The organism is Rhizobium sp. BT-226 (genome assembly GCF_025847085.2).
GTDB classification, from domain to species: domain Bacteria; phylum Pseudomonadota; class Alphaproteobacteria; order Rhizobiales; family Rhizobiaceae; genus Rhizobium; species Rhizobium sophorae.
On record NZ_JAOYTI010000002.1, the window covers coordinates 286234 to 308353 of the forward strand.

General features: G+C 61.5%; 25 protein-coding genes. 20 read left to right on the plus strand and 5 right to left on the minus strand.

What is annotated here, in order from left to right:
• Positions 1 to 23 precede the first annotated feature (23 nt).
• Together OIU37_RS11515 and OIU37_RS11520 are read right to left on the minus strand one after the other, a co-directional pair.
• On the minus strand, positions 24 to 773 hold the full coding sequence (locus OIU37_RS11515; protein WP_264257552.1) for a glycoside hydrolase family 25 protein: 750 nt from the start codon (positions 771 to 773) through the stop codon (positions 24 to 26).
• Positions 774 to 907: 134 nt separating this feature from the next.
• Entirely contained in the window at positions 908 to 1486 is a 579-nt protein-coding gene (locus OIU37_RS11520; RefSeq protein ID WP_180693302.1) for a hypothetical protein, read from the minus strand.
• Between the two features lie 308 nt (positions 1487 to 1794).
• Between OIU37_RS11520 and cysS the strand changes: the two genes are divergently transcribed.
• The 7 genes from cysS to rarD all read left to right on the plus strand — a co-directional run bounded on the left by cysS (position 1795) and on the right by rarD (position 8487).
• The gene (gene cysS, locus OIU37_RS11525) at positions 1795 to 3186 is read left to right on the plus strand and encodes a cysteine--tRNA ligase (protein ID WP_180693303.1); all 1392 of its coding nucleotides are present in this window, start codon (positions 1795 to 1797) and stop codon (positions 3184 to 3186) included.
• Positions 3183 to 3659 carry a GFA family protein gene (locus OIU37_RS11530; protein WP_180693304.1) on the plus strand — a complete coding sequence of 159 codons (477 nt, stop codon included), beginning with the start codon at positions 3183 to 3185 and terminating at the stop codon, positions 3657 to 3659. The genes cysS and OIU37_RS11530 overlap by 4 nt, the downstream gene beginning before the upstream one ends.
• The gene (locus tag OIU37_RS11535; protein WP_180693305.1) at positions 3656 to 4144 is read left to right on the plus strand and encodes a GFA family protein; all 489 of its coding nucleotides are present in this window, start codon (positions 3656 to 3658) and stop codon (positions 4142 to 4144) included. Before OIU37_RS11530 ends, OIU37_RS11535 begins: the two co-directional genes overlap by 4 nt.
• On the plus strand, positions 4141 to 4617 hold the full coding sequence (locus tag OIU37_RS11540) for a GFA family protein (protein WP_264257553.1): 477 nt from the start codon (positions 4141 to 4143) through the stop codon (positions 4615 to 4617). The genes OIU37_RS11535 and OIU37_RS11540 overlap by 4 nt, the downstream gene beginning before the upstream one ends.
• Positions 4614 to 5573, plus strand: a complete 960-nt coding sequence (pip, locus tag OIU37_RS11545) for a prolyl aminopeptidase (protein ID WP_264257554.1) — start codon at positions 4614 to 4616, stop codon at positions 5571 to 5573. The genes OIU37_RS11540 and pip overlap by 4 nt, the downstream gene beginning before the upstream one ends.
• Positions 5574 to 5739: 166 nt before the next feature.
• The gene (cimA, locus tag OIU37_RS11550; protein WP_264257555.1) at positions 5740 to 7353 is read left to right on the plus strand and encodes a citramalate synthase; all 1614 of its coding nucleotides are present in this window, start codon (positions 5740 to 5742) and stop codon (positions 7351 to 7353) included.
• A 219-nt stretch (positions 7354 to 7572) separates the two neighbouring features.
• Positions 7573 to 8487, plus strand: a complete 915-nt coding sequence (gene rarD, locus OIU37_RS11555; RefSeq protein ID WP_264257556.1) for an EamA family transporter RarD — start codon at positions 7573 to 7575, stop codon at positions 8485 to 8487.
• Positions 8488 to 8515: 28 nt separating this feature from the next.
• On the opposite strand, the gene OIU37_RS11560 is transcribed toward rarD, so the two are convergent.
• Positions 8516 to 9139, minus strand: a complete 624-nt coding sequence (locus OIU37_RS11560) for a TIGR00730 family Rossman fold protein (protein ID WP_240602422.1) — start codon at positions 9137 to 9139, stop codon at positions 8516 to 8518.
• A gap of 155 nt (positions 9140 to 9294) precedes the next feature.
• Between OIU37_RS11560 and OIU37_RS11565 the strand changes: the two genes are divergently transcribed.
• The 5 genes from OIU37_RS11565 (at position 9295) to OIU37_RS11585 (ending at position 15562) form a co-directional block, all read left to right on the plus strand.
• Positions 9295 to 11301 (plus strand): LysM peptidoglycan-binding domain-containing protein, encoded by a 2007-nt coding sequence (locus OIU37_RS11565; protein WP_264257557.1) that lies wholly within the window; start codon positions 9295 to 9297, stop codon positions 11299 to 11301.
• 212 nt (positions 11302 to 11513) lie between these two features.
• Positions 11514 to 13391, plus strand: a complete 1878-nt coding sequence (locus OIU37_RS11570) for an ABC transporter ATP-binding protein/permease (protein ID WP_171600995.1) — start codon at positions 11514 to 11516, stop codon at positions 13389 to 13391.
• A 29-nt stretch (positions 13392 to 13420) separates the two neighbouring features.
• A complete protein-coding gene (locus tag OIU37_RS11575) occupies positions 13421 to 14224 on the plus strand; it encodes a phosphatidylserine decarboxylase (RefSeq protein ID WP_264257558.1) in 804 nt (267 codons plus the stop codon).
• A 10-nt stretch (positions 14225 to 14234) separates the two neighbouring features.
• On the plus strand, positions 14235 to 15080 hold the full coding sequence (pssA, locus tag OIU37_RS11580) for a CDP-diacylglycerol--serine O-phosphatidyltransferase (RefSeq protein ID WP_171376506.1): 846 nt from the start codon (positions 14235 to 14237) through the stop codon (positions 15078 to 15080).
• Between the two features lie 335 nt (positions 15081 to 15415).
• A complete protein-coding gene (locus tag OIU37_RS11585) occupies positions 15416 to 15562 on the plus strand; it encodes a hypothetical protein (RefSeq protein WP_003558132.1) in 147 nt (48 codons plus the stop codon).
• 224 nt (positions 15563 to 15786) lie between these two features.
• Here OIU37_RS11585 and OIU37_RS11590 read toward each other — a convergent pair whose 3' ends face one another.
• The gene (locus tag OIU37_RS11590; protein WP_264257559.1) at positions 15787 to 16551 is read right to left on the minus strand and encodes an SOS response-associated peptidase; all 765 of its coding nucleotides are present in this window, start codon (positions 16549 to 16551) and stop codon (positions 15787 to 15789) included.
• A 41-nt stretch (positions 16552 to 16592) separates the two neighbouring features.
• Positions 16593 to 16913: a YnfA family protein gene (locus OIU37_RS11595; RefSeq protein ID WP_171600998.1), complete on the minus strand. Its 321-nt coding sequence runs from the start codon at positions 16911 to 16913 to the stop codon at positions 16593 to 16595.
• Positions 16914 to 16987: 74 nt separating this feature from the next.
• Here OIU37_RS11595 and OIU37_RS11600 point away from each other — a divergent pair, with 74 nt between their 5' ends.
• The 8 genes from OIU37_RS11600 to OIU37_RS11635 all read left to right on the plus strand — a co-directional run bounded on the left by OIU37_RS11600 (position 16988) and on the right by OIU37_RS11635 (position 22037).
• Positions 16988 to 17404 carry an NUDIX hydrolase gene (locus OIU37_RS11600; protein WP_171600999.1) on the plus strand — a complete coding sequence of 139 codons (417 nt, stop codon included), beginning with the start codon at positions 16988 to 16990 and terminating at the stop codon, positions 17402 to 17404.
• 34 nt (positions 17405 to 17438) lie between these two features.
• Positions 17439 to 17882: a TIGR02301 family protein gene (locus OIU37_RS11605; protein ID WP_011651218.1), complete on the plus strand. Its 444-nt coding sequence runs from the start codon at positions 17439 to 17441 to the stop codon at positions 17880 to 17882.
• Positions 17883 to 17985: 103 nt separating this feature from the next.
• Positions 17986 to 18243, plus strand: a complete 258-nt coding sequence (locus OIU37_RS11610; protein ID WP_003546972.1) for a hypothetical protein — start codon at positions 17986 to 17988, stop codon at positions 18241 to 18243.
• Positions 18244 to 18259: 16 nt separating this feature from the next.
• Positions 18260 to 19018 (plus strand): hypothetical protein, encoded by a 759-nt coding sequence (locus OIU37_RS11615; RefSeq protein ID WP_171601000.1) that lies wholly within the window; start codon positions 18260 to 18262, stop codon positions 19016 to 19018.
• A gap of 98 nt (positions 19019 to 19116) precedes the next feature.
• The gene (locus OIU37_RS11620) at positions 19117 to 19962 is read left to right on the plus strand and encodes a folate-binding protein YgfZ (RefSeq protein WP_180693313.1); all 846 of its coding nucleotides are present in this window, start codon (positions 19117 to 19119) and stop codon (positions 19960 to 19962) included.
• Positions 19959 to 20567 carry a YfbR-like 5'-deoxynucleotidase gene (locus OIU37_RS11625; RefSeq protein ID WP_029872987.1) on the plus strand — a complete coding sequence of 203 codons (609 nt, stop codon included), beginning with the start codon at positions 19959 to 19961 and terminating at the stop codon, positions 20565 to 20567. Before OIU37_RS11620 ends, OIU37_RS11625 begins: the two co-directional genes overlap by 4 nt.
• Positions 20564 to 21094 carry a tyrosine phosphatase family protein gene (locus tag OIU37_RS11630; protein ID WP_180693314.1) on the plus strand — a complete coding sequence of 177 codons (531 nt, stop codon included), beginning with the start codon at positions 20564 to 20566 and terminating at the stop codon, positions 21092 to 21094. Before OIU37_RS11625 ends, OIU37_RS11630 begins: the two co-directional genes overlap by 4 nt.
• Before the next feature lie 58 nt (positions 21095 to 21152).
• The gene (locus OIU37_RS11635) at positions 21153 to 22037 is read left to right on the plus strand and encodes a mechanosensitive ion channel family protein (protein ID WP_171601003.1); all 885 of its coding nucleotides are present in this window, start codon (positions 21153 to 21155) and stop codon (positions 22035 to 22037) included.
• The last annotated feature ends 83 nt before the right edge of the window (positions 22038 to 22120 follow it).

The window sequence follows — 22120 nt, forward strand, 5'->3', positions numbered from 1 at the left end:
AGACGCGCGGCGCTGTAGACGTATCAATGCGCAGCGACGGCGGGGAATAGATGCGCCAGGCCCGTTTCCGACGGGCATAGCGCATTGAGGTCAACCGGTCCCTGGATGCCGTCCAAGGTGCCGTTGTCGGCAAATTGCCAGATCGACCAATGACTGCACGCTTCCTGACTCGGTTCCCTGAACACACTACGCAGCCATAGATAGTGGTCGGGAAAGCGCGATTCATTGCCTTTCAGATATTGATCGAAGAACTCCTGCGTGACGTAGAAAATAGGCTTTTCCGGAAAAGTGCTCTTCAGCTCGGTGAAAAAGGCGTTCACCTCAGCAACCATTTCCTCGAGGGTCGGGACTTTGCTGCAATTGCCGACAAACTCCAGATCGACGGCGATGGGCAAGGTTCCCTGCTCCTTCGGCACGGTCGCCAGGACATTCTGCGCCTGATCCTTGCCCGGGCGGCAGAAGGTGAAGAAATGATAAGCGCCCCGGACCATTCCCGCATCTCTGGCGCGCTGCCAGTTGTCGGCGAACTTGGAATCCCGATGGTCTCCGCCTTCGGTCGCCTTCATGAAGGCGAAACGGACATTCGGCTGCGCGGCAACGACCTTCCAATCGATATCGCCCTGGTGATGGCTGACATCGATGCCTTGGATCGGATAGTTGCTGAGAGAGGGATTGTTGAAGCGAAGCATCCCGAAATCGTATGCGAAATATGCAGCGAATGCGACCGCCAGAACTGCAGTCGCTCCGATCGTTCCCCAGACCAAGCTTCTCACTCATTCCCCCTATTTTCAGCAATCTGCCAATTGGCTATTCGCGATTTGCGCCGTGAAAATGGCGGACGAGCTCCAGCGTGCGCACCGCTCGGAGTGTGAACCAGGGCTATGCCCGGGTCGAGCGGCATGGGCTTTTACGCGATTCTTTCCATCCGGCACCGTTCGAGCAACGGGTAGCTGTCGAGGAATGGTTTCAGGCGCGATACCATCGTTTCGAAATCATCGCCATATATGTAAAGCGCCGTGTCCTGTGGACCCTGCCAATTACTTGCGACCAAACCAACGCCTTCAAGAAGCCGTCCGAATTCATCCACCACGTGATTGATATCGCAAGTTTCGTAGACCGAGGCCGGTAAATCGGTTCCGTTAACATAGATCGCCAGACCATGCTGGCGCCCGAAATCGATCCCCTGCTGACCTGGGATGTGCAGAGTCGATCCGATTGGCGCAAGCATGGATTCCAAGACGTTGATGAGCAGGGTCAATCGTGCATCTGTGGGATTGTCGACTTCCATTTCGATGTCGCATTCTTTGATCTCGCCGCTCGGTTGCTGCAGCGTTCCACCCCCAACCACCCTCATGCCATGCCCGCGTTGCTCCATAAAGGCGTCCAGAGCATCCTCCAGCGGCGCCCTATCCATGGGTTGAAGGCGAGCATTCAGTGTGACGACAACAATCGTCTTCTTTTTGGATTTTCCAAATAGACCCAACATTCTCCGCCCTCCTAGATGATAGCTTCGCTTCGTATTCGAAATTTCCTGAAACGAACAGACATCACCTCATTCCTCCGGAAGTTGTTATGTGTCCGACCGCCGCCAGAACAAACAGCAGACCCTTGACCTTTTTTCCGGCGCAAGCCATAACCTTCGCCATGAAAACGGTTATCTGCATTATCTGCCGGAAGATTATTCGCTAGCGCGAGCGCTGGCCCGGCCGTTTTCGTCTCCCAAATAGTCAAGATGCGAAACGCCCCGGTCCGCCGGTCGCGATATTTTTCTGATCGTGCATTTGGGAGAGTGAAATGGACGCGACGCCGGAACTGAAGCTGTACAACACGCTGACACGGGAAAAATCGGTGTTTTCGCCGATCGATCCCAACAATGTCCGCATGTATGTCTGCGGCCCGACCGTCTATGACTTCGCTCATATCGGCAATGCCCGGCCGGTCATTGTCTTCGACGTACTGTTCCGGCTGCTGCGTCATGTCTATGGCGAAGACCACGTCACTTATGCCCGCAACATCACCGACGTCGACGACAAGATCAATGCCCGCGCACTTCGGGACCATCCGGGCCTGCCGCTCAATGAAGCGATCCGCGCGGTCACCGAAAAGACCGAGACGCAATATCACACCGATGTCGCCGAACTCGGCTGCCTGGAGCCGAGCTTCGAGCCGCGCGCCACCGACAATATCGAAGAGATGACCGAAATCATCGAAAAGCTGATCGGCAACGGCCATGCCTATGTCGCATCAGGCGAAGTGCTGTTCGACACCAAATCCATGGCGGATTACGGTCAGCTTTCGAAGCGCCCGCTCGACGAGCAGCAAGCCGGCGCCCGCATCGCCGTCGACGCGCACAAGAAGAATCCGGGCGATTTCGTGCTCTGGAAGCTGTCGAGCCATAACGAGCCCGGCTGGGAGAGCCCCTGGGGCCGCGGCCGGCCCGGCTGGCACATCGAATGCTCGGCGATGAGCAAGCGCTATCTCGGCGATGTCTTCGACATTCATGGCGGTGGGCTGGACCTGATCTTTCCGCATCATGAAAACGAGATCGCCCAGTCGCGCTGCGCTCACGGGACCGAGGTGATGGCAAATGTCTGGATGCATAACGGCTTCCTGCAGGTCGAAGGCCGCAAGATGTCGAAATCCGAGGGCAATTTCGTCACCATCTACGACCTTCTGCACACCGAAGTCTTCGGCGGCCGCAGGTGGCCGGGCGAAGTGCTGCGTCTTGCCATGCTGATGACGCACTACCGCGAGCCGATCGACTTCTCGATCAAGCGTCTCGAAGAGGCGGAGCGGCTGCTTGCCAAGTGGCCGCCGGCCGAGGCTGGCGACGCGACGCCCGACGAAACCGTGCTGAACGCGCTGGCTGATGATCTCAACACGGTCGCTGCGGTGCAGGCGCTGCATGCGCTGGCGCAGGCTGCCCATGCGGATCCCACAGCCCGTGCCGTCTTTGCCGCAACGGCCGACCTTTTGGGCCTGCTGCCGAAAAAGATGGAGATCGACGAGGCCGTCGCATCGGCAATCGATGCGCTGGTTGCGATGCGTCTCGAAATGCTGAAGGCGAAGAACTTCACTGAGGCCGACAAAATCCGCGACGAGCTGACGGCGAAGGGCATCCAGTTGAAGGACGGCAAGGATGCGGCGACCGGCGAGCGCGTGACGACGTGGGAGGTCAAGAGATGACGACCTATACCGGCGGCTGCCAATGCGGCGCGATCCGTTTCCGCGTCAGCGGCGACATCAAGGATTCGTCGATCTGTCATTGCCGCATGTGCCAGAAGGCGTTCGGGGCCTATTATGCGCCGCTGGTCTCGGCGCGCGGCGCCGATTTCGAATGGACACGCGGCGAGCGGAAAAGATTCCGCTCTTCCAACTTCGTCGAGCGCGGCTTCTGCGGCGATTGCGGCACGCCACTGACCTATGAGGCACCGGATGGAATGGCCATTGCCGCGGGCGCTTTCGACGATCCTTCGGCGTTTCCGCCGACCATTCAATGGGGTGTGGAAGGCAAAATCGGATTCGTCGATCATCTGCACGAACTGCCTGGAGAAAGAACCGAGGCGGATCTGACGGCGGGCTCTTTCCTGCACGAACTCGTTTCCTACCAGCATCCCGATCATGAGACGCAGGCATGGCCACCCAAGGAGCTCGGATGACGGCGGAAGCGGACAGAAGCGGCGGGTGCCAGTGCGGGGCAGTGCGTTATCGCGCCAAAGGCGAACTCGGCTATCCCCATCTTTGCCATTGCCGCATGTGCCAGAAGGCGGCCGGCAATTATTTCATGCCGCTGGCTGCGGCAAAGCGTCAGGATTTCGAATTGACGCGCGGCGCGCCGAAATGGTTTCAGTCCTCGGACCTGGTGCGGCGCGGTTTCTGCGGCGAGTGCGGCACGCCGCTGTTCTACGACATTCCGGAGACTGATTTCATCAATATCACGCTTGGCACGCTGGATAATCCCGATGCGGTCAAGCCGGTGGCGCAATCGAACACCGGCCGCAAGATGTCCTGGTTTCATGCGCTGGACGGCCTGCCGCTCGAACCAGAGCCTGAAACACCCGACCGCGAGACCGCGATCGCGGCAAGCAATCATCAGCACCCCGACCACGACACGAAAAGCTGGCCCCTCGGAGAGACCTCATGACGGACACGATCAAGACAGGCGGATGCCAGTGCGGCGCCGTGCGCTTCCGCATCTCAGGCAAGTTGGGGCGCCCCTCGATCTGCCATTGCCGCATGTGCCAGAAGCAGTTCGGCGGCTTCTTCTCCGCGCTCGTCACCGCGCCTGAGGAAGGCATGGAGTGGACGCGCGGCGAGCCGAGCTACTTCCAGTCCTCGGTCAATATCGAGCGCGGCTTCTGCAGCAATTGCGGCACGCCGATGACCTATCGTCATCCGGGCGGGCTGGAGCTTGCGATCGGCACCTTCGACGACCGCAGCGACCTCGCGCCGCTGATCCAGGTCAATTACGAGGCCCGCCTGCCCTGGGTCGAGGAAATCTTCGAGGCGCCGGTGTTGAAGGATCAGGATTTCTACGCACGGCAGGAGGCGATCATCTCCTTCCAGCATCCCGACCACGACACCGAAGTGTGGCCCGCAAAAGGCGTGAAGATATGACCGAGAGACTGCGCACGCTCTATCCCGAAATCGAGCCCTATGCTTCCGGCCATCTCGATGTCGGCGACGGCCATGTGATCTATTGGGAGCGCTCGGGCACGCCGGGCGCCAAGCCCGCTGTCTTCCTGCATGGCGGTCCGGGCGGCGGCATCTCACCCGCCCACCGCCGGCTCTTCGACCCTGCTCTCTACGACGTCATGCTGTTCGACCAGCGCGGTTGCGGCAGGTCGACTCCGCATGCGGAACTCCATGCCAACACGACCTGGCACCTCGTCGCCGATATCGAGCGGCTGCGCGAAATGATAGGCGTCGACAGCTGGCAGGTATTCGGCGGCTCCTGGGGTTCGACGCTGGCGCTCGCCTATGCCGAGACGCATCCGGAGCACGTGTCCGAACTCATTCTGCGCGGCATCTATACGCTGACCAAGGCCGAGCTCGACTGGTACTATCAGTTCGGCGTCTCGGAAATATTCCCGGATAAATGGGAGCGCTTCATCGCTCCCATTCCGCCGGAGGAGCGGCATGAGATGATGCATGCCTATCATCGCCGCCTGACGCATGAGGATCGGACGGTGCGCCTTGCAGCCGCGCAGGCTTGGAGCATCTGGGAAGGCGAAACGATCACGCTGCTGCCGGAACCTTCGACGAGCGGCAAGTTCGAGGAGGCGGAATTCGCCTATGCCTTTGCGCGGATCGAGAACCATTTCTTCGTCAATGCCGGCTGGATGGACGAGGGACAGTTGATCCGCGATGCCGGCAGGCTCAAGGATATTCCCGGCGTCATCGTGCATGGACGCTACGATATGCCCTGCCCGGCCAAATATGCCTGGCTGCTGCACAAGGCTTGGCCGAGGGCAGAGTTCCACCTGATCGAGGGGGCGGGCCATGCCTATTCGGAGCCCGGGATTCTCGATCGGCTGATCCGGGCGACGGATCAGTTTGCCGGGAAGGTATAAGCCGTACCGTGAGGCCCCCTCACCCTAACCCTCTCCCCGAGGGGAGAGGGGACAAGGCGAACGACGCGGCTTGCCCCTTCTCCCCTCGGGGAGAAGGTGCCCGTAGGGCGGATGAGGGGGCTTCCGCACAACAGAAAACAACACCCGCCCGCCGGGAGGAAACGACATGAAAGAACGCATCTATCTCTTCGACACGACGCTCCGGGACGGGCAGCAGACGCCCGGCATCGATTTTTCCGTCGAGGACAAGATTGCGATCGCCGCCATGCTGGACGAGTTCGGCTTCGATTATGTCGAGGGCGGATATCCCGGCGCCAATCCGACGGATACCGCCTTCTTCAGCGAGAAGCGCACCGGCCAGGCCCGCTTCGTCGCCTTCGGCATGACGAAGCGAGCGGGCGTTTCGGTCTCCAACGATCCCGGCATTGCCGGGCTGCTGCAGGCCAAATCCGACGCCGTCTGTTTCGTCGCCAAGACCTGGGATTATCACGTCGCGGTGGCGCTCGGCTGCACCAATGAGGAAAACCTCGAAAGCATTGCCGAAAGCGTCAAGGCAGCAGTCGGCGCCGGCAAGGAAGCGATCGTCGATTGCGAGCATTTCTTCGACGGCTTCAAGGCCAATCCAGCCTATGCGCTCGCCTGCGCCAAGACGGCCTATGAGAGCGGCGCACGCTGGGTCGTGCTCTGCGACACCAATGGCGGCACGCAGCCGCCGGAGGTGCGGGCGATCGTCGAGGCGGTGATCGCCTCGGGCGTTCCCGGCCACTGTCTTGGCATCCATGCGCATAACGACACCGGCCAGGCGGTCGCCAATTCGCTTGCCGCTGTCGACGCCGGCGTCAGACAGATCCAGGGCACGCTCAACGGTATCGGCGAGCGCTGCGGCAATGCCAATCTGGTGACGCTGATCCCGACCTTAGCGCTGAAGAGCGCCTACAACACACGTTTCGAAACGGCGATCGACGAGGAGCGGCTGCTCAACCTCACCCGGCTCTCGCATGCCTTCGACGAGCTGCTCAACCGCTCGCCCGACCACCAGATGCCCTATGTCGGCGCCTCCGCCTTCGCCACCAAGGCCGGCATCCATGCATCCGCCTTGCTCAAGGATCCGCGGACCTATGAACACGTGCCGCCGGAAACCGTCGGTAATTTCCGCAAGGTCATGGTGTCGGACCAGGGCGGCAAGGCAAACTTCATCAATGCGCTGAAGCGGCGCGGCATCGCGGTTGCCAAGGACGACCCGAAGCTCGACCTGCTGATCTCGATCGTCAAGGAACGTGAATCCATCGGCTATGCCTATGAGGGCGCGGATGCGAGCTTCGAGTTGCTGGCGCGCCGAACGCTCGGCACGATCCCGGAATTCTTCACCATCGAAGGCTTCCGCGTGATGATCGAACGCCGCTTCGACAGTCTCGGCCGTGTGAAGATCGTCTCGGAGGCAGTGGTCAAGATCACCATCGACGGCCAGACACTGATGTCGGTTGCCGATGCCGAAGGCCCCGTCAACGCACTCGACCTCGCGCTGCGCAAAGATTTCGGCAAATACCAGCACGAGATTGACGACCTGGTGCTTGCCGATTTCAAGGTGCGTATCCTCAATGGCGGCACGGAGGCGATCACCCGTGTGCTGATCGAATCCACCGACAGCGACGGAGTGCGCTGGTGGACCGTCGGCGTCTCGGAGAACATCATAGACGCTTCGTTCCAGGCGCTGATGGATTCGGTCATCTACAAGCTGATGAAGAACCGACAGCTGGCGGGCAAGATCGCGGCGGAATAAACCTATTCCGCCGGCTCGGCGACGAGACCCCAGCCCTCGCCCGAATACCATTCGCTTCCTTCGGACGTCGCTCTCCACCACAGGGCGTCGGATAGCTTCGCGTCCGTCGCTTCGTCTTCCGCTTCAAATCCTCTCACCCTTCATTCAACGAAATGAATTGGCCTATTCACGGCGCTTAAGCTAGGCCGGATCAGAAGAAGAACAAAGATGGAAACACCGATGTCGACCGATGCATCCGTTCCGTTGGCCAAGAACGAAGACAGTCCGCGCGGGTTCGCCTTCGCGCTGACGGCCTATCTGCTCTGGGGCTTCCTGCCGATCTACATGAAGGCGGTGGCGCATATCTCGCCGGCCGAGGTGATCGCGCATCGCATCGTCTGGTCACTGCCGCTGGCGGGCATCGTGCTGATCGTGCTCGGGCGCACACAGGACATCCGCGCAGCACTCAGCTCACCGCGGATGCTGGCGATGGCGGCGCTGACGGCGGCGCTGATTACCGTCAACTGGGGCACCTATGTCTGGGCGATCGGTGCCGGCCATTCGCTCGATGCAGCACTCGGTTATTTCATCAATCCGCTGTTCAGCATCTTCCTCGGCGCGGTGTTCCTCAAGGAAAAGCTGCAGCCGCTGCAGATCGCCGCGATCGTGCTTGCGGCGCTTGCCGTCGCCATTCTCGCGCTGGATAGCGGCGGCATCCCGTGGGTGGCGCTGACGCTGGCGATCAGCTGGGGTTTCTACGCCCTGTTGCGCAAGACGCTGCCACTCGGACCGAACCAGGGCTTCTTCCTCGAAGTGCTGATCCTCAGCGGGCCGGCCCTCCTCTATATCCTCTATCTGGAATTCGGCAGCGGCCAGGGCCACTTCTATCGCACCGGTCTTGCCGACACGACCCTGCTGCTCGGCTGCGGCGTCATCACCGCCGTGCCGCTGATGATTTATGCGAACGGCGCCAAGCTGTTGAAGCTCTCGACGATCGGTATCATGCAGTATATCGCGCCGACGATGATCTTCCTGATCGCCGTCTTCGTCTTCCACGAGCCATTCGGCACGGCGCGCATGATCGCCTTCCCGCTGATCTGGGCGGGGCTGTTCCTCTATAGCTGGTCGATGCTGAAGGGAAGCCGGGCGCGCTGAAGCCGCGAGCATCTCCGACGCCGCGCGCCTACATCTTCGAAATCACTTCCTCCTCGCCGTCACGATCGGCGGCGAGCTGGGCTGCCTGGGCCATGATCGCCGGAATAATGCCGGAGATCTCGTCGACGACGAGCGGCTGCACCCGGTGGGCGGTGTGCAGGAAGCCCTCCTCGGTCATATGGCGCATCAGTTCCATCATCGGATCCCAGAAACCGTTGACGTTGGCAAAGACCATCGGCTTCTCGTGGCGGCCGAGCTGCGCCCAGGTCATGATCTCGACGATCTCCTCCAGCGTACCGATGCCGCCGGGCAGCGCCACGAAGGCATCGGAGCGCTCGAACATGGTGTGTTTGCGCGCATGCATGTCAGGGGTTACAATGAGTTCGTTGAGCTGACCGAGCGAGTGGCGAGTCGCTTCCATATCGATCAGGAATTCGGGAATGATGCCCGTGACCTGACCGCCGCCGGAAAGCACGCCGCTGGCAACCGCGCCCATGATGCCTTTGGTACCCCCGCCATAGACGAGGCGCAGGCCGTATTCGGCGATCTCTCTTCCGAGAGCACGCCCGGCCGCCATGTGGGAAGGATCGCGTCCCGGCCTGGAGCCGCAGTAAACGCAGATGGATCGAATCGATACAGATTGTTCGGTCATGAGGGCAAAACAACTATTCCATTTCAATGCAGTCAAGAAAATTGACTGAAAAGCAGCATGCCTAGCTTGCCTAATTGCTTTGAATGCTTGTGGAAAGCAACGGGAATCGCTAGCAATTTTGGGTATTACGGCAAATTGCCGCCTTGGGAGACATAATGATGAAGAACCGTGCCGGCTTGCTGGCCCTTGCAGTGCTCGCAATCGCAATCCTACTGATGGTGTTTGTCGTCATGCCGCGCATCGGCAGCGATGCAACCAAGGTCGGCGACGCCATCAACCAGGCGGGCACGGAGGTCAAGAACACGGTTAACGAGGCGGCAAAGACATCGCGCTCCGCCGTGGGCGACGCGGCTGCGGTCGCCGACCAGGTGGGTCGCCTTTCGGCCGATGCCGGCGTATCGCTCAGTGAGCTCAAGGCGCTGTTTGCCGACGGCAAAGGCCCGGCCATCGATGTCTTCACTGCCGCCAAGACCAAGGCCGTCAACGCGCTGACCGCGCTTGCCGATTTCACCATTCCCGAGGGCCTCGATCCCGCGACCCAGACCCTTGCCGCCAAGGCCAAGGACGGTGGCGCGAAGGCGCTCGCCATTGTCCGGTCGCTGCCCGAGAGCATTGCCGATGCGCTTGCCGCGATCGCCAAGGCCGAGGTTGCGCTGACCGGTGCGCCGGACACCGCCCCTGGGGCGAATACGGCAGCGGAAAATACCGGCCCGAAGCTTCCGGCCTTCGACGTCTTGCGCGTCGAGCCCGACGGATCGACGGTGATCGCCGGTTCGGCCGAACCGAACGGCAAGCTCGAGGTGCTCGACGGCGAGAAGGTGGTGACGACGGCCAATGTCGATGCGAGCGGCGATTTTGCTGCCGTTCTCGACGATCCGCTTCCGGCCGGCGACCATCAGCTCGTGCTCAAGTTCACGGGCAAGGACGGCAAGAGCACGCTTTCCGAAGAAGTCGCGACCATCTCCGTGCCGAAAGACGGCAATGGCGCCAATCTGCTCGCCATGGTTTCCAAACCCGGCGCGGCGAGCCGCATCATCACCGCGCCGAAGGCCGGAACCGAAGTTGCCGATGCCTCCAATCCGATGGTGCCGCCTGCTGACAAGCCGGCAACCGGCGAGCTGGCTTTGCAGACGCCGAACCTCACCGACACCCCCTCCGGTGGCGCTGATACGGCGCCGGCCATTCCCGGCACCGCAGCACCGGATAAGACGAATATGCCCGACGTGATGGTCAATGCCGTCGAGATCGAAGGCAACAAGATCTTCATTGCCGGCACGACGCGCTCCAATGCCAAGGTCATCGGTTATGCCGACGACAGCCTCGTCGGCCAGGACACGGCGGGCTCCGACGGCCATTTCGTCATCGACGGCGTGGTGGCGCTTTCGGTCGGCGACCACAAGATCCGCGTCGATGTCGTCGATCCCGCAGGCAAGGTGATCGTGCGTGCGGCGGTGAATTTCAATCGCCCGGCCGGCGATCAGGTGAGGGTTGCCGCGCAATCGGCGCCCGCCGACGCGAACGGTGCTTCCTCGATGGTGCCGCTCGACGAAGGCGAGCTCGGCAAACTCAAAGCAGAAGTCGGCAAGGCCTTCGGGCTGCTGAAGGGGCTATTTGCCGATGGCAAGCTGCCCGGGGCCGAACAGCTTGCGGCGGCGCGCTCGGCAACGGAATTCGCGCTGCGCTCCGTCTCCGACTTCCGTCCGGCCGCCGATGCGCCTGATGTCTTCAAGCAATCGTCGGGTTCCTCCTCGCAGATCGCCGGCAATGCGCTGAAGCTGCTGCAAGGCTTGCCTGGGGATGCGAAGTCCGTCGGTGCCGCACTCGACAAGCTGGGTGGGATGATCGCCGAACTCACCGCTGCACCCGCGCCGGCAACGCCATCTGCAGACGATGTCGGAAGCAACCAGCCGAAGACGATCGAACAGGCGCCGCTGACGGCAAACAACGCGGCGGTCATCATTCGCCGCGGCGACACGCTGTGGCAGATCTCGCGCCGCACCTATGGCCTCGGCGTCCGTTACACGACGATCTATATCGCCAACGAGGACAAGATCATGAATCCCGATCGCATTCGCCCCGGTCAGATCTTCGGCCTGCCGAAGGATGTATTGCCGAATGCCGAAGAGCTGCACCGCAAGCGCATGTCCGGCCAGCATCTCTAAGCTGTAAAACAACACGACAAGGCCGGGCGGGATAAGCGCCCGGCCTTGTCGTTTCCTTACCCCAGCAATTGTTGTATTCGTCCGCCCGGCACCCTATCTGGCGGTGGCGGCTGCGGGTTGTGGGAAGCGCTTTCAGGCCCGTCCCGGTTCCGCGCTCTTGCCGACATCGAAGCGCCTCAATCGGGGCAAGCCCATCCGGGCTGGAGACAAGCATGGCAAACGGCAAGACAGTCTCGGAATCCAACCTGGCGCAGACGCTTCTCAACCTCTGGCCCTACATGTGGCCGGCCGGCCGGCCCGACTTGAAAATGCGCGTCGTCTGGGCCTCGGTCTACCTGCTGATCTCCAAATTCGTCCTGCTGCTCGTTCCCTATTTCTTCAAATGGTCGACCGATGCGCTGAACGGCAGGATGGATCTTGCCGGCTCAGTGCCGCCGCTGCTGGCCGGCGCCATCGCGCTGGTGATCGCCTATAACATCACCCGGCTGATCCAGCTCGGCCTCAACCAGCTGCGCGACGCGCTCTTTGCCAGTGTCGGACAACATGCGGTGCGCCAGCTCGCCTACCGGACCTTCGTGCACATGCACGAGCTGTCGCTGCGCTTCCATCTCGAGCGCAAGACCGGCGGGCTGTCGCGCATTATCGAGCGCGGCACCAAGGGTATCGAGACGATCGTGCGCTTCACGATCCTCAATTCGGTCCCGACCGTCATCGAATTCCTGCTGACGGCAGCGATCTTCTGGTGGGGCTACGGCTTCTCCTATCTCGCCGTTACCGCCTTCACCGTCTGGGCTTATATCTGGTTCACGATCCGCGCATCCGACTGGCGTATCGCCATCCGCCGGTCGATGAACGACAGCGATACCGACGCCAACACCAAGGCGATCGACTCTCTCCTCAATTTCGAGACCGTCAAATATTTCGGCAATGAGGAGATGGAGGCAAAGCGTTTCGACAAATCGATGGAACGATACGAGAAGGCGGCGACCGATGTCTGGACCTCGCTCGGCTGGCTGAATTTCGGCCAGGGCGTCATCTTCGGCATCGGTACGACCATCATGCTGGTGCTGTCGGCGCTGGCGGTGCAGCGCGGCGAGCAGACGGTCGGCGATTTCGTCTTCGTCAATTCGATGCTGCTGCAGCTTTCCGTACCGCTCAACTTCATCGGCTTCGTCTACCGCGAAATCCGCCAGGGACTGACCGACATCGAGCAGATGTTCGATTTGCTTGAGGTGCAAACCGAAGTCAAAGACGCGCCCGATGCGACCGAACTGCGGATCGGCCAGGGCGCGATCTCCTTCAAGGACGTGCACTTCGCCTATGATGCGGCCCGTCCGATCCTGAAAGGCATTTCCTTCGAAGTGCCGGCCGGCAAGACCGTCGCCGTCGTCGGTCCGTCGGGTGCAGGCAAATCGACGCTGTCGCGCCTGCTCTATCGTTTCTACGATATCCAGAGCGGCGCAATCACCGTCGACGGTCAGGATATCCGCACGGTGACGCAGAAGAGCCTGCGCTCGGTGATCGGCATGGTGCCGCAGGATACCGTGCTCTTCAACGACACGGTCGCCTACAACATCCGCTACGGTCGCACATCGGCCAGCGACGGCGAAGTCTTTGCCGCCGCCGAGGTGGCGCAGATCGCGCATTTCATCGAAACACTGCCCGAGGGTTTCGAAACCAAGGTCGGCGAGCGCGGGCTGAAGCTTTCGGGCGGCGAGAAGCAGCGGGTGGCGATCGCCCGCACCATCCTCAAGGCGCCACCGATCCTGATCCTCGACGAGGCGACGTCGGCGCTCGACACGACGACGGAACGGGAGATCCAGGAGGCACTCGACCTGGTTTCGAAAAACCGCACGACGCTGGTCATCGCCCACCGGCTTTCGACGGTGATCGGTGCCGATGAAATCATCGTGCTCAAAAGCGGCGAGATCGCCGAGCGCGGAACACATGCCGCCCTCCTCGAAAGGGACGGTCTTTATGCTTCGATGTGGAACCGCCAGCGCGAGGCGACACAGGCGGAGGAACATCTGAAGCAGGTGCGCGAAAGCGACGACCTCGGCGTGATAACGCGGCTTGCTCCGGCAAGCTGACAGGGTAAACCGACGCCGGCCGGCTTTTGTTGTTCAGAACCCCGGCGCGGGAACCAGGGCCGAGGCCACAGCATTGCCCCAGAGACGGTTTTTCGCTAACCAGCAAAAATGAAAACGCAAGGAGACCGGCAGCCATGAGCCTGTTCAACACGGTTCGCAACACGATCGTCCCCGTGCACAAGGAAGGTTATCCCTTCGTTGCCGCCTTTTTCGTCGCGTCGCTGGTCTTGGGCTGGATCTTCAAGCCGCTCTTCTGGATCGGCATGATCTTCACACTCTGGTGCGCCTATTTCTTCCGTGATCCCGAACGCGTGACCCCGCAGGACGACGACCTGGTGATCTCTCCCGCCGACGGCAAGGTCTCGGCGATCCAGATGGTGACCCCGCCGGCCGAGCTCAATCTCGGCTCCGAGCCGATGCTGCGCATCTCCGTCTTCATGAACGTCTTCAATTGCCACGTGAACCGGGCGCCGATGCGCGGGCGCATCGTCAGCATCAACTACCGCTCCGGCAGCTTCGTCAACGCCGAGCTCGACAAGGCGAGCGAAGACAATGAGCGCAACGGGCTGGTGATCGAAACCGGCCACGGCCAGATCGGCGTGGTGCAGATCGCCGGCCTGGTGGCGCGGCGCATCCTTTGCTGGGCGAACCCCAACGAGCCGGTGGATGCCGGCGAGCGCTTCGGACTGATCCGTTTCGGCTCGCGGCTCGATGTGTTCCTGCCCGCCGGTGCTGCGCCACGCGTCGCGCTTGGCCAGACGGCGGTTGCGGGAGAAACCGTGATCGCCGAATTCGCCTCCGCCAAGGGTCCCGTCATCAGCCGCCGCAGCTAGGAACGTCGATATGGAAACGCCCTTTCCGCCCTTCGAGCCCAATGGACCTGATGATTCCGCCCGCGGCCCGCGTCTGCGCGAAATCCCGCTCCGGCTCGTCTTTCCGAACCTGATCACCATTCTGGCGATCTGTGCCGGGCTGACCGGCATCCGGCTGGCTTTCGAGAACCGTTATGAGCTCGCCGTCGCCATGGTGCTGCTCGCCGCCTTTCTCGACGGCATCGACGGGCGCGTGGCGCGGCTGATGAAGGCGACTTCGAAGTTCGGGGCGCAGATGGATTCGCTTGCCGACATCGTCAATTTCGGCGTCGCGCCCGCCCTCGTCGTCTATGTCTTCGCGCTCGACCAGGCGCGTTCTCTCGGCTGGATCGCCGCCCTGATCTATGCGATCGCCGCCGGGCTTCGCCTTGCCCGCTTCAATGTCATGGCCGAACGCGAGAACAAGGCGAGTTGGCAGTCGGAATATTTCGTCGGCGTGCCGGCGCCGGCCGGCGCCATGCTGGTGCTCTTGCCGGTCTATCTCGGCTTCCTTGGGCTGGCGACGGACCGCACCTTCGCCTATCTCTCGTCGATCTACACGGTGGTCATCGCCTTCCTGCTGATCAGCCGGCTGCCGGTCTGGTCGGGAAAATCGGAAGGCAATCGCTTGCGGCGCGATCTCGTGCTGCCGATGATGCTCGGCGTCGTGCTCTATGTGGCTCTGCTGATGAGCTACACCTGGGAGGTGATGGTCTTCACCGTTGCCGCCTACCTCATATCGCTCCCCTTCGGCGCACGAAAATGGCGGCGGAAATACGGGACGCTGACGATCGAGGAACCCGGCATCGGCGACGACGATATCGGCCGGCATATCTGATCTCCGAACATTTCCGGATTTCTCCGAATGACGGAAAATGCTTCTCTCCCTTCGTTGAGACGTATCCCCGGGAAAAGCATGCGCTTTCCCCGGGAGAAAACTCTGCGCTTGTCCGGTTGAAAACTATTCCGTGCTTTTCCCCAGAAAACCGTGTTCTGACTTTTATTGGAACTGCTCTCTTCAGTAAGTATTAACCAACGTAGGCTTCAGTTAAGCCTCGCGAATTATGGTGGGCGTTTACAAATCCTGATAAGCTACGCCCCCGTTTTGTCGCTATTCGTGACGAAACATCAAACTATAAATTACCCAGGGAAGAACCACGTAAGGAGAGTATCGTGACTTCGAAGAAGAGCAGTACCGGCGAACAGCAGGCGGCCAAGCCAGATCTCGCCGCTAACTATCGCCCCGTCGGCCTGAAGGCTGTTGCCGCAGCATCGCTGATGGCGAAGCATAAGCCGACCAGCGTCAAAAAATCCGCTTGAGGCGGAAGGCTTCAAATTGGAATCATGCGTGCTTTCGGGTTACATGCGTTAGGCACCGCTGACGAAGTGAATGACGAGGCGGTCGCCGGAAGTCTCCCGACAACGCTCTGGCGACATAAGCACAACCCGAAAAACCTGATGGACGAAGCGACGCATCGCCGCCGCTCATCTGAGACGTCGGCGCCGATCGGTCGCCGACGGCCCTGCAGCTATACGGATAGTGTTTAGAAGAAGCTGAGTTGGCCGTCGTCAGGCTTGTGCTTGTCGGGCGCCTTCAGCGGCTTTTCGATGACGACCGGCTCCTGCAGGTCGGGACCCATGTTGGCAACCTTGTTGACCTTGTCGGAGACCGGTACGGCCTCGAAGAAATCATCCTGAACCGGCTGCATCAGGTCGACCACCTCGCGCGGTTCCTGCGTCTTGCAATCGAGCCAGCGCGAAAAATCTTCGGGCTTGATGACGACAGGCATGCGATCATGGATCGCTGAAATGCCCGAATTGGCTGACGTCGTCAGGATCGCGCCGGTATCGACCTCGGAGCCGTCGGCCGAGGACCATGTCTCCATCAGCCCGGCAAAGGCGATCACTCCACCCTGGCGCGGCCTGATCCAGTAAGCCTGCGGCTTCTCGCCGCTTTCCTTCGACGGGCGATACCATTCATAGAAACCGGAGGCCGGAATGAGCACGCGGCGATGACGCATGGCGGCGCGGAAAGAGGCCTTGCCAATCGCGGTTTCGGAGCGCGCGTTGATCAGCAGCGGGAAATCTCTCGGATCCTTGACCCAGCCCGGCGTGAGGCCCCAGCGCACGAGCACGGCGCGCCGATCGGCCAAGTTGCTGCCCTGCTCTCTGCCCTCGCCTGATATGACGACGAGGATCGGCTGCGTCGGCGCTATGTTGTAGCGCGCCGGAAAATCGTCGCGATCGAGACCGGAGAAGACGTCGCTCAGGTCGACGCTGGAGACTGTCAGGGCGAAACGTCCACACATCGGTCTGTCTTTGCACCCGGCTCGTATCCGGTCAAGACGCCTCAGCCTCTCGGCGCGAAGAGGATAAGGCTGGCACCGGCAAGGCAGATCAGCGCACCGCCGATATCGTAACGATCAGGCACGCGGGCTTCGACCAGCCAGAGCCAGAGCAGCGAGGCGAGGATATAAATGCCGCCATAGGCCGCGAAGGTACGGCCGGCAGCTTCGCTCGGCACCAGCGTCAGAAGCCAGGCGAAAAGCGCCAAGGAGACTATGCCCGGCGCCAGCCACCAGATGGGCTTTTCGAGCTTCAGCCATGCCCAGAAGGCAAAGCAGCCGGCGATCTCGAAGAGGGCGGCAAAGGCAAAGATGATGTAGGTCACGGAAGCACCTTTCGAATCCCCGTCGCACTATTCATCCGATAAGATAAATCATCACAGCAACAGAGCAGCCTCCGATGATCTCTACCGCCAAACCCGGCTCCGCCGCCATTCTCGAACGCGACGGACGATTCCTTCTGGTGTTGCGGCGCAACCCGCCTTCCGCCGATATGTACGCCTTTCCCGGTGGGCGGGCCGAGCCCGGCGAAACGCCGGAGCAAACCGCATTGCGCGAACTCCATGAAGAGACCGGCATTTCGGCACGCAATCCCCGGCTATTCTCGACCTACGACCTGAAGACGCATGCGGCCGACGGCAGCGTCAACAGCCATTTCCTGCTGTCGGTCTTTCGCGTCGATGCGGATCGAGATGCCGTGGCGGAAGCCGCCGACGATGCGGCCGCCCTCGGCTGGTACACTGTGGAGGAAATCCGGCAATTGCCCGTGCCACAGAGCGTGCTCGAATGCGCAGAGCGGCTTTCGGGCGGCGAATAGACGTGGAAATTTTAAAGCACGCCTTGTTGCCGTCATGCTGAGCGTATCAACTGTGAGCATGATTCCCGTTCGACGCGTCTTTCTGTCCCTGCTCGTGCTCGCCGGCCCCACGATGGCGCAGGGCAAGAATACGCCGCCTCCACAGGAGGAGGAGATTGCACCGCCGATCGTGAGCGTGCCCTATGACGACAAGCTGGCGCGGTTCGCCGAGGTGCTGGGTTCGGTGCATTATCTGAGAACACTCTGCAAGGCGGCGGGTGGCGACGAGTGGCGAAACGGCATGCAGCAGCTGCTCGATTCGGAGACCGGCAACGAGCCGCAGCGCAAGGAAAAGCTGACGGCGGCCTTCAATCGCGGCTATCGCGCCTTCGCCTCGGTCTATACGGATTGCACCCCGGCGGCCATCGTGGCAGAAGAGCGCTACCGTAACGAAGGTGCAACACTTGCCACAGAAATTACCTCGCGCTTTGGAAATTGACGTTTAATTAACCTGTTTTCGCAAGCGGACGTGTCGTTTTGGGAAAAGGCTGTTAGTGTTGTTAACTGTGCAGTAAGACATGAGAAGTTCTGAGGAAAAGACAATGGAAGCAAGCCTCAACGACATCGACGACATGATCGTCCACGAAAAGATGCAGGCAGCTCTGGAGTACCAGAACGAGGCTTGGGCCGACGGCATGGCCGACGGGATCGAGCCTGAAATCATCGCTGATGCTGCCATTGCACATGCGCTGCGCGAGACGATCAGATTGCATGGGGAAAAGAGCGCCGAAGCCCTGCTCGATTCGCTGCGTGAGCGCATGCTTGCCGGCGAATTCTCCGCGAACCGCACCCTGCAATAATTTATCAGAGAGTTTGATGCACACCGGTAAAGAGAAAGTTTCGCGAATTTCGCTCGCGCCGGTGCTGCTTGCGTTCAGCCTCGCCGCCGGCAATATTTTCCTTGCGCCGGCAGCCTACGCGCTTTCCGAACTGCACAAGATCCCCGGCCAGGCGGCCAATGAGGCGCCGCCCGCACAGGGAAGCGCTCAGGGACAGAGCCAGCCGCAGGGCGGGACCACTCCCGGTGTTCCCATGGCCGATCCGCTGGTCAACAACCAGAACAATCAGGGTGTCGACAAGACGCCGGGCGCTCAGGACAATTCCAAGCCCGCCGAGGTGATCTACGACATCAGCAAGGTGCCAGAGCCGGTTCGCAAGATGCGCGAGCAGATCGTCGAGGCGGCTGCCTCTGGCGATCTCGAGCGGCTGCGGCCGCTGATGGGCGCCGGCGCCGACCAAACGCAGGTGACTGTGGGCGAACCGACCGACGATCCGATCGGCACGCTGAAGGATTTGTCGGGTGATCCCGATGGCGACGAGATCCTTGCCATCATGCTCGACATCATCTCGACCGGCTTCGTGCATGTCGGCCAGGGCACAGCAGACGACATGTATGTCTGGCCCTATTTTGCCGAGAAGGACCTGAAGTCGCTGACACCGCCGGAGCGCGTCGAGTTGCTGCGCATCGTCACGGCCGGCGATCTCTCCGACATGCAGGAATTCGGCGGATATAATTTCTATCGCCTCGGCATTACGCCTGAGGGTAAATGGAAATTCTTCACAGCGGGCGATTGATGCCTGTCTCGCCTGCGCTTTTCACGTTTCGCATGGCGCTTGCGATCCACCTCGTGAAGACATACCTCTGAGCGATGACCAACGCGACAGGTTCCGCCATGCCAGCCGTATTCCTAAAAGACCGCTCCTTGCTCTTCGTCAGCGGCGCGGAGGCCCAATCCTTCCTGCAGAACCTGATCACCACCGATATCACTGCGCTCGGGGCCGACGAGGCGCGGCCCGGGGCATTGCTGACGCCGCAGGGCAAGATCCTGTTCGACTTCATGATCTGGCAGGACGGCGAAGGTTACATGATCGAGACCGATGCCGGCCAGCGCGACGGCCTGCTGAAGCGGCTGACGATGTACAAGCTGCGCGCCGCCGTCACAGTTGCGCCAAGCACCGAAGAGGGTGTCACCGTTTCCTGGGGCGAGGATGCCGAGGGCAGCCAAGGCGCCCGAGACAGTCGCTTCGCCAAGGCGGGCGTCACGCTGACCCGCCGGGCAGGGAGACACGGAGATGATGCAGAGGCGCTCTACGACGCGCTGCGCATCAGCCACGGCATCGTCGCATCAGGATCTGACTTCGCCCTGCAGGACGCCTTCCCGCATGACGTGCTGATGGATTTCAACGGCGGCCTCTCCTTCAGGAAAGGCTGCTATGTCGGGCAGGAGGTCGTCTCGCGCATGCAGCATCGCGGCACTGCGCGCCGGCGCGTCGTGACGGTGTCCGCCGCAACGGATCTGCCGGGGACCGGGACGGAGATTACCGCCGCGGGCAAGCCGGTCGGAACGCTCGGTTCGGTCGACGGCGGCAATGGACTTGCGATCGTGCGCATCGACCGCGCCGGCGCCGCGATGGCGGCAGGCACGCCGCTGCTGGCCGGCGAAACGCCTGTTTCTCTTGCCCTGCCGGTATGGTCCGGTCTCGTCTTTCCCGCCAGCGCCGACGAGGCCAGCGCGTGACAACGACGAAAGCTCCGCGTGCCTGGCAACGCATGCTGTCCGGGCGCAGGCTCGACCTGCTCGACCCTTCGCCGCTCGATGTCGAACTGATCGACATCGCCCATGGGCTTGCGCGCGTGGCCCGCTGGAACGGCCAGACCTCCGGCGATCATGCCTTTTCGGTGGCCCAGCACAGTCTCGTCGTCGAGGATATCTTCCGCCGCTTCAACGACGCGCGGCCGCAGGAGTGCCTGATGGCGCTGCTGCACGATGCACCCGAATATGTGATCGGCGACATGATCTCGCCGTTCAAATCGGTGGTCGGCGGCGGCTACAAGACGGTGGAAAAGCGGCTGGAGGCCGCCGTGCATCTGCGCTTCGGCCTGCCGCCGCATCCCTCGCGCGATCTCAAGGACCGGATCAAAAAAGCCGACACGATCGCCGCCTATTTCGAAGCGACCGTGCTTGCCGGTTTCACACCCGCCGAGGCACAGAAATTCTTCGGCCAGCCGCGCGGCATCAGCAAGGACATGCTGATGATCGAGCCCCTGCCCGCGATCGAAGCGCAGCGGTTGTTCTGCGAGCGCTTCGCGGCGATCGAGGTCGAACGGGAGATGGTGTCGTGACCTTCATCGTCGTCTCGCCGCTGTCGCGCATCGCAGAAATGGCAGTGCGCCACAAGGCGCGTGACATGATCAGCCTGATCGCCAAGGAGCAAGCCTTTCACCGGCCGGGCGTGATCGCGGCCGAGCGCCATCTGACACTTGGTATGAACGATATCACCTTCAAAGGCACCGGCGATCTCGTGGCGCCTGACGAGACGCATGTACGCGGGATTATCGACTTTGCCGCCTCGTGGCGGCAGGAGACGCCGCTGCTTATCCATTGCTGGATGGGCGTGTCGCGATCGCCGGCCGCAGCGCTCATTGCCGCGCTGTCGCTGGCACCCGATCAGAGCGAGGAAACGCTTGCCGGCCGGCTGCGGGCCGCCTCGCCTTTCGCAACGCCGAATGCCCGGCTGATCGAGATCGGTGACGCGCTGCTTAACCGCGGCGGCCGGCTTGTCGCGGCGGTGCGGGCAATCGGACGCGGTGCCGATGCCGACGGCAATGCGCCCTTCGTGCTTGCGATCCGAGACGCCGCCTGCGGTTGACGCTGCCGCCAGCCGCTCCATCTAGCCCCCGACCACGAACAACCGACAGGGCCAGATCATGGAACAACAGGCAGCCGATGTCCTCCTCGCCACGCGAACGGCACTCAGCCAGGCAAGCGCACTTGCCGTGCAATATTCCTTCTCCGTCCTCGGAGCGGTGATCCTGCTTGTCCTTGGCTGGACACTCGCCGGTTTTGCCAGCCGCTGGGCTTATGAAGGCCTGTCGCGCGTTCATGGCATCGACGAGACATTGGCGCGATTCTTCACCAATGTGCTGCGCTATGCGCTGCTCATCCTGGTGTTCATCACCGTGCTCGGTCAATTCGGCGTCCAGACCGCCTCGATCATCGCCGCCCTCGGCGCGGCGGGCCTGGCGATCGGACTGGCGCTGCAAGGGACGCTGCAGAATATCGCCGCCGGTATCATGCTGCTGATCCTCAGGCCGTTCCGCGTCGGCGAATATATCGAGACCAGCAGCGTGGCCGGCACGGTGCGCGAAATCGGATTGTTTGCGACCGAACTCAGAACTGGCGACGGGCTCTACCGGTTGGCGCCAAATTCGACGCTCTGGAACACGCCGATTACCAATTTCAGCCGCGAGCCCACGCGGCGGGACGAGCTGAAAATCAGTGTCGCCCCTGAGGACGACATCGATCTGGCGATGGAGAGGCTGATGGGCCTTGCCAAAGCTGATTCCAGAGTGCTGACGTCACCGGCACCCAGCGTCTTCATCGATAGCCTCGGTGACAGTGCGATCTCCGTAACGCTGCGCTATTGGGCAAAGACCGGCGACTGGTGGCTTGTCAGCCGTGACATGGTGAAGCGCGTGAAACTCGCCTTCGACGAGAATCCTGCCGCTGTGGCGAATGCTTCAGATGCCGCGCCGTCAAAAAAGTCCAATGGCGGGGCAACCGCCGAAAGACCGACGCAGACGCGGCAGTAAGACATTGCAGCGCCGCGGACCTTTTAAGACCAGCGACGCTGTGCGCACTTTGAAATTGCTGCATAGCTTTGTCCTTCAATCGA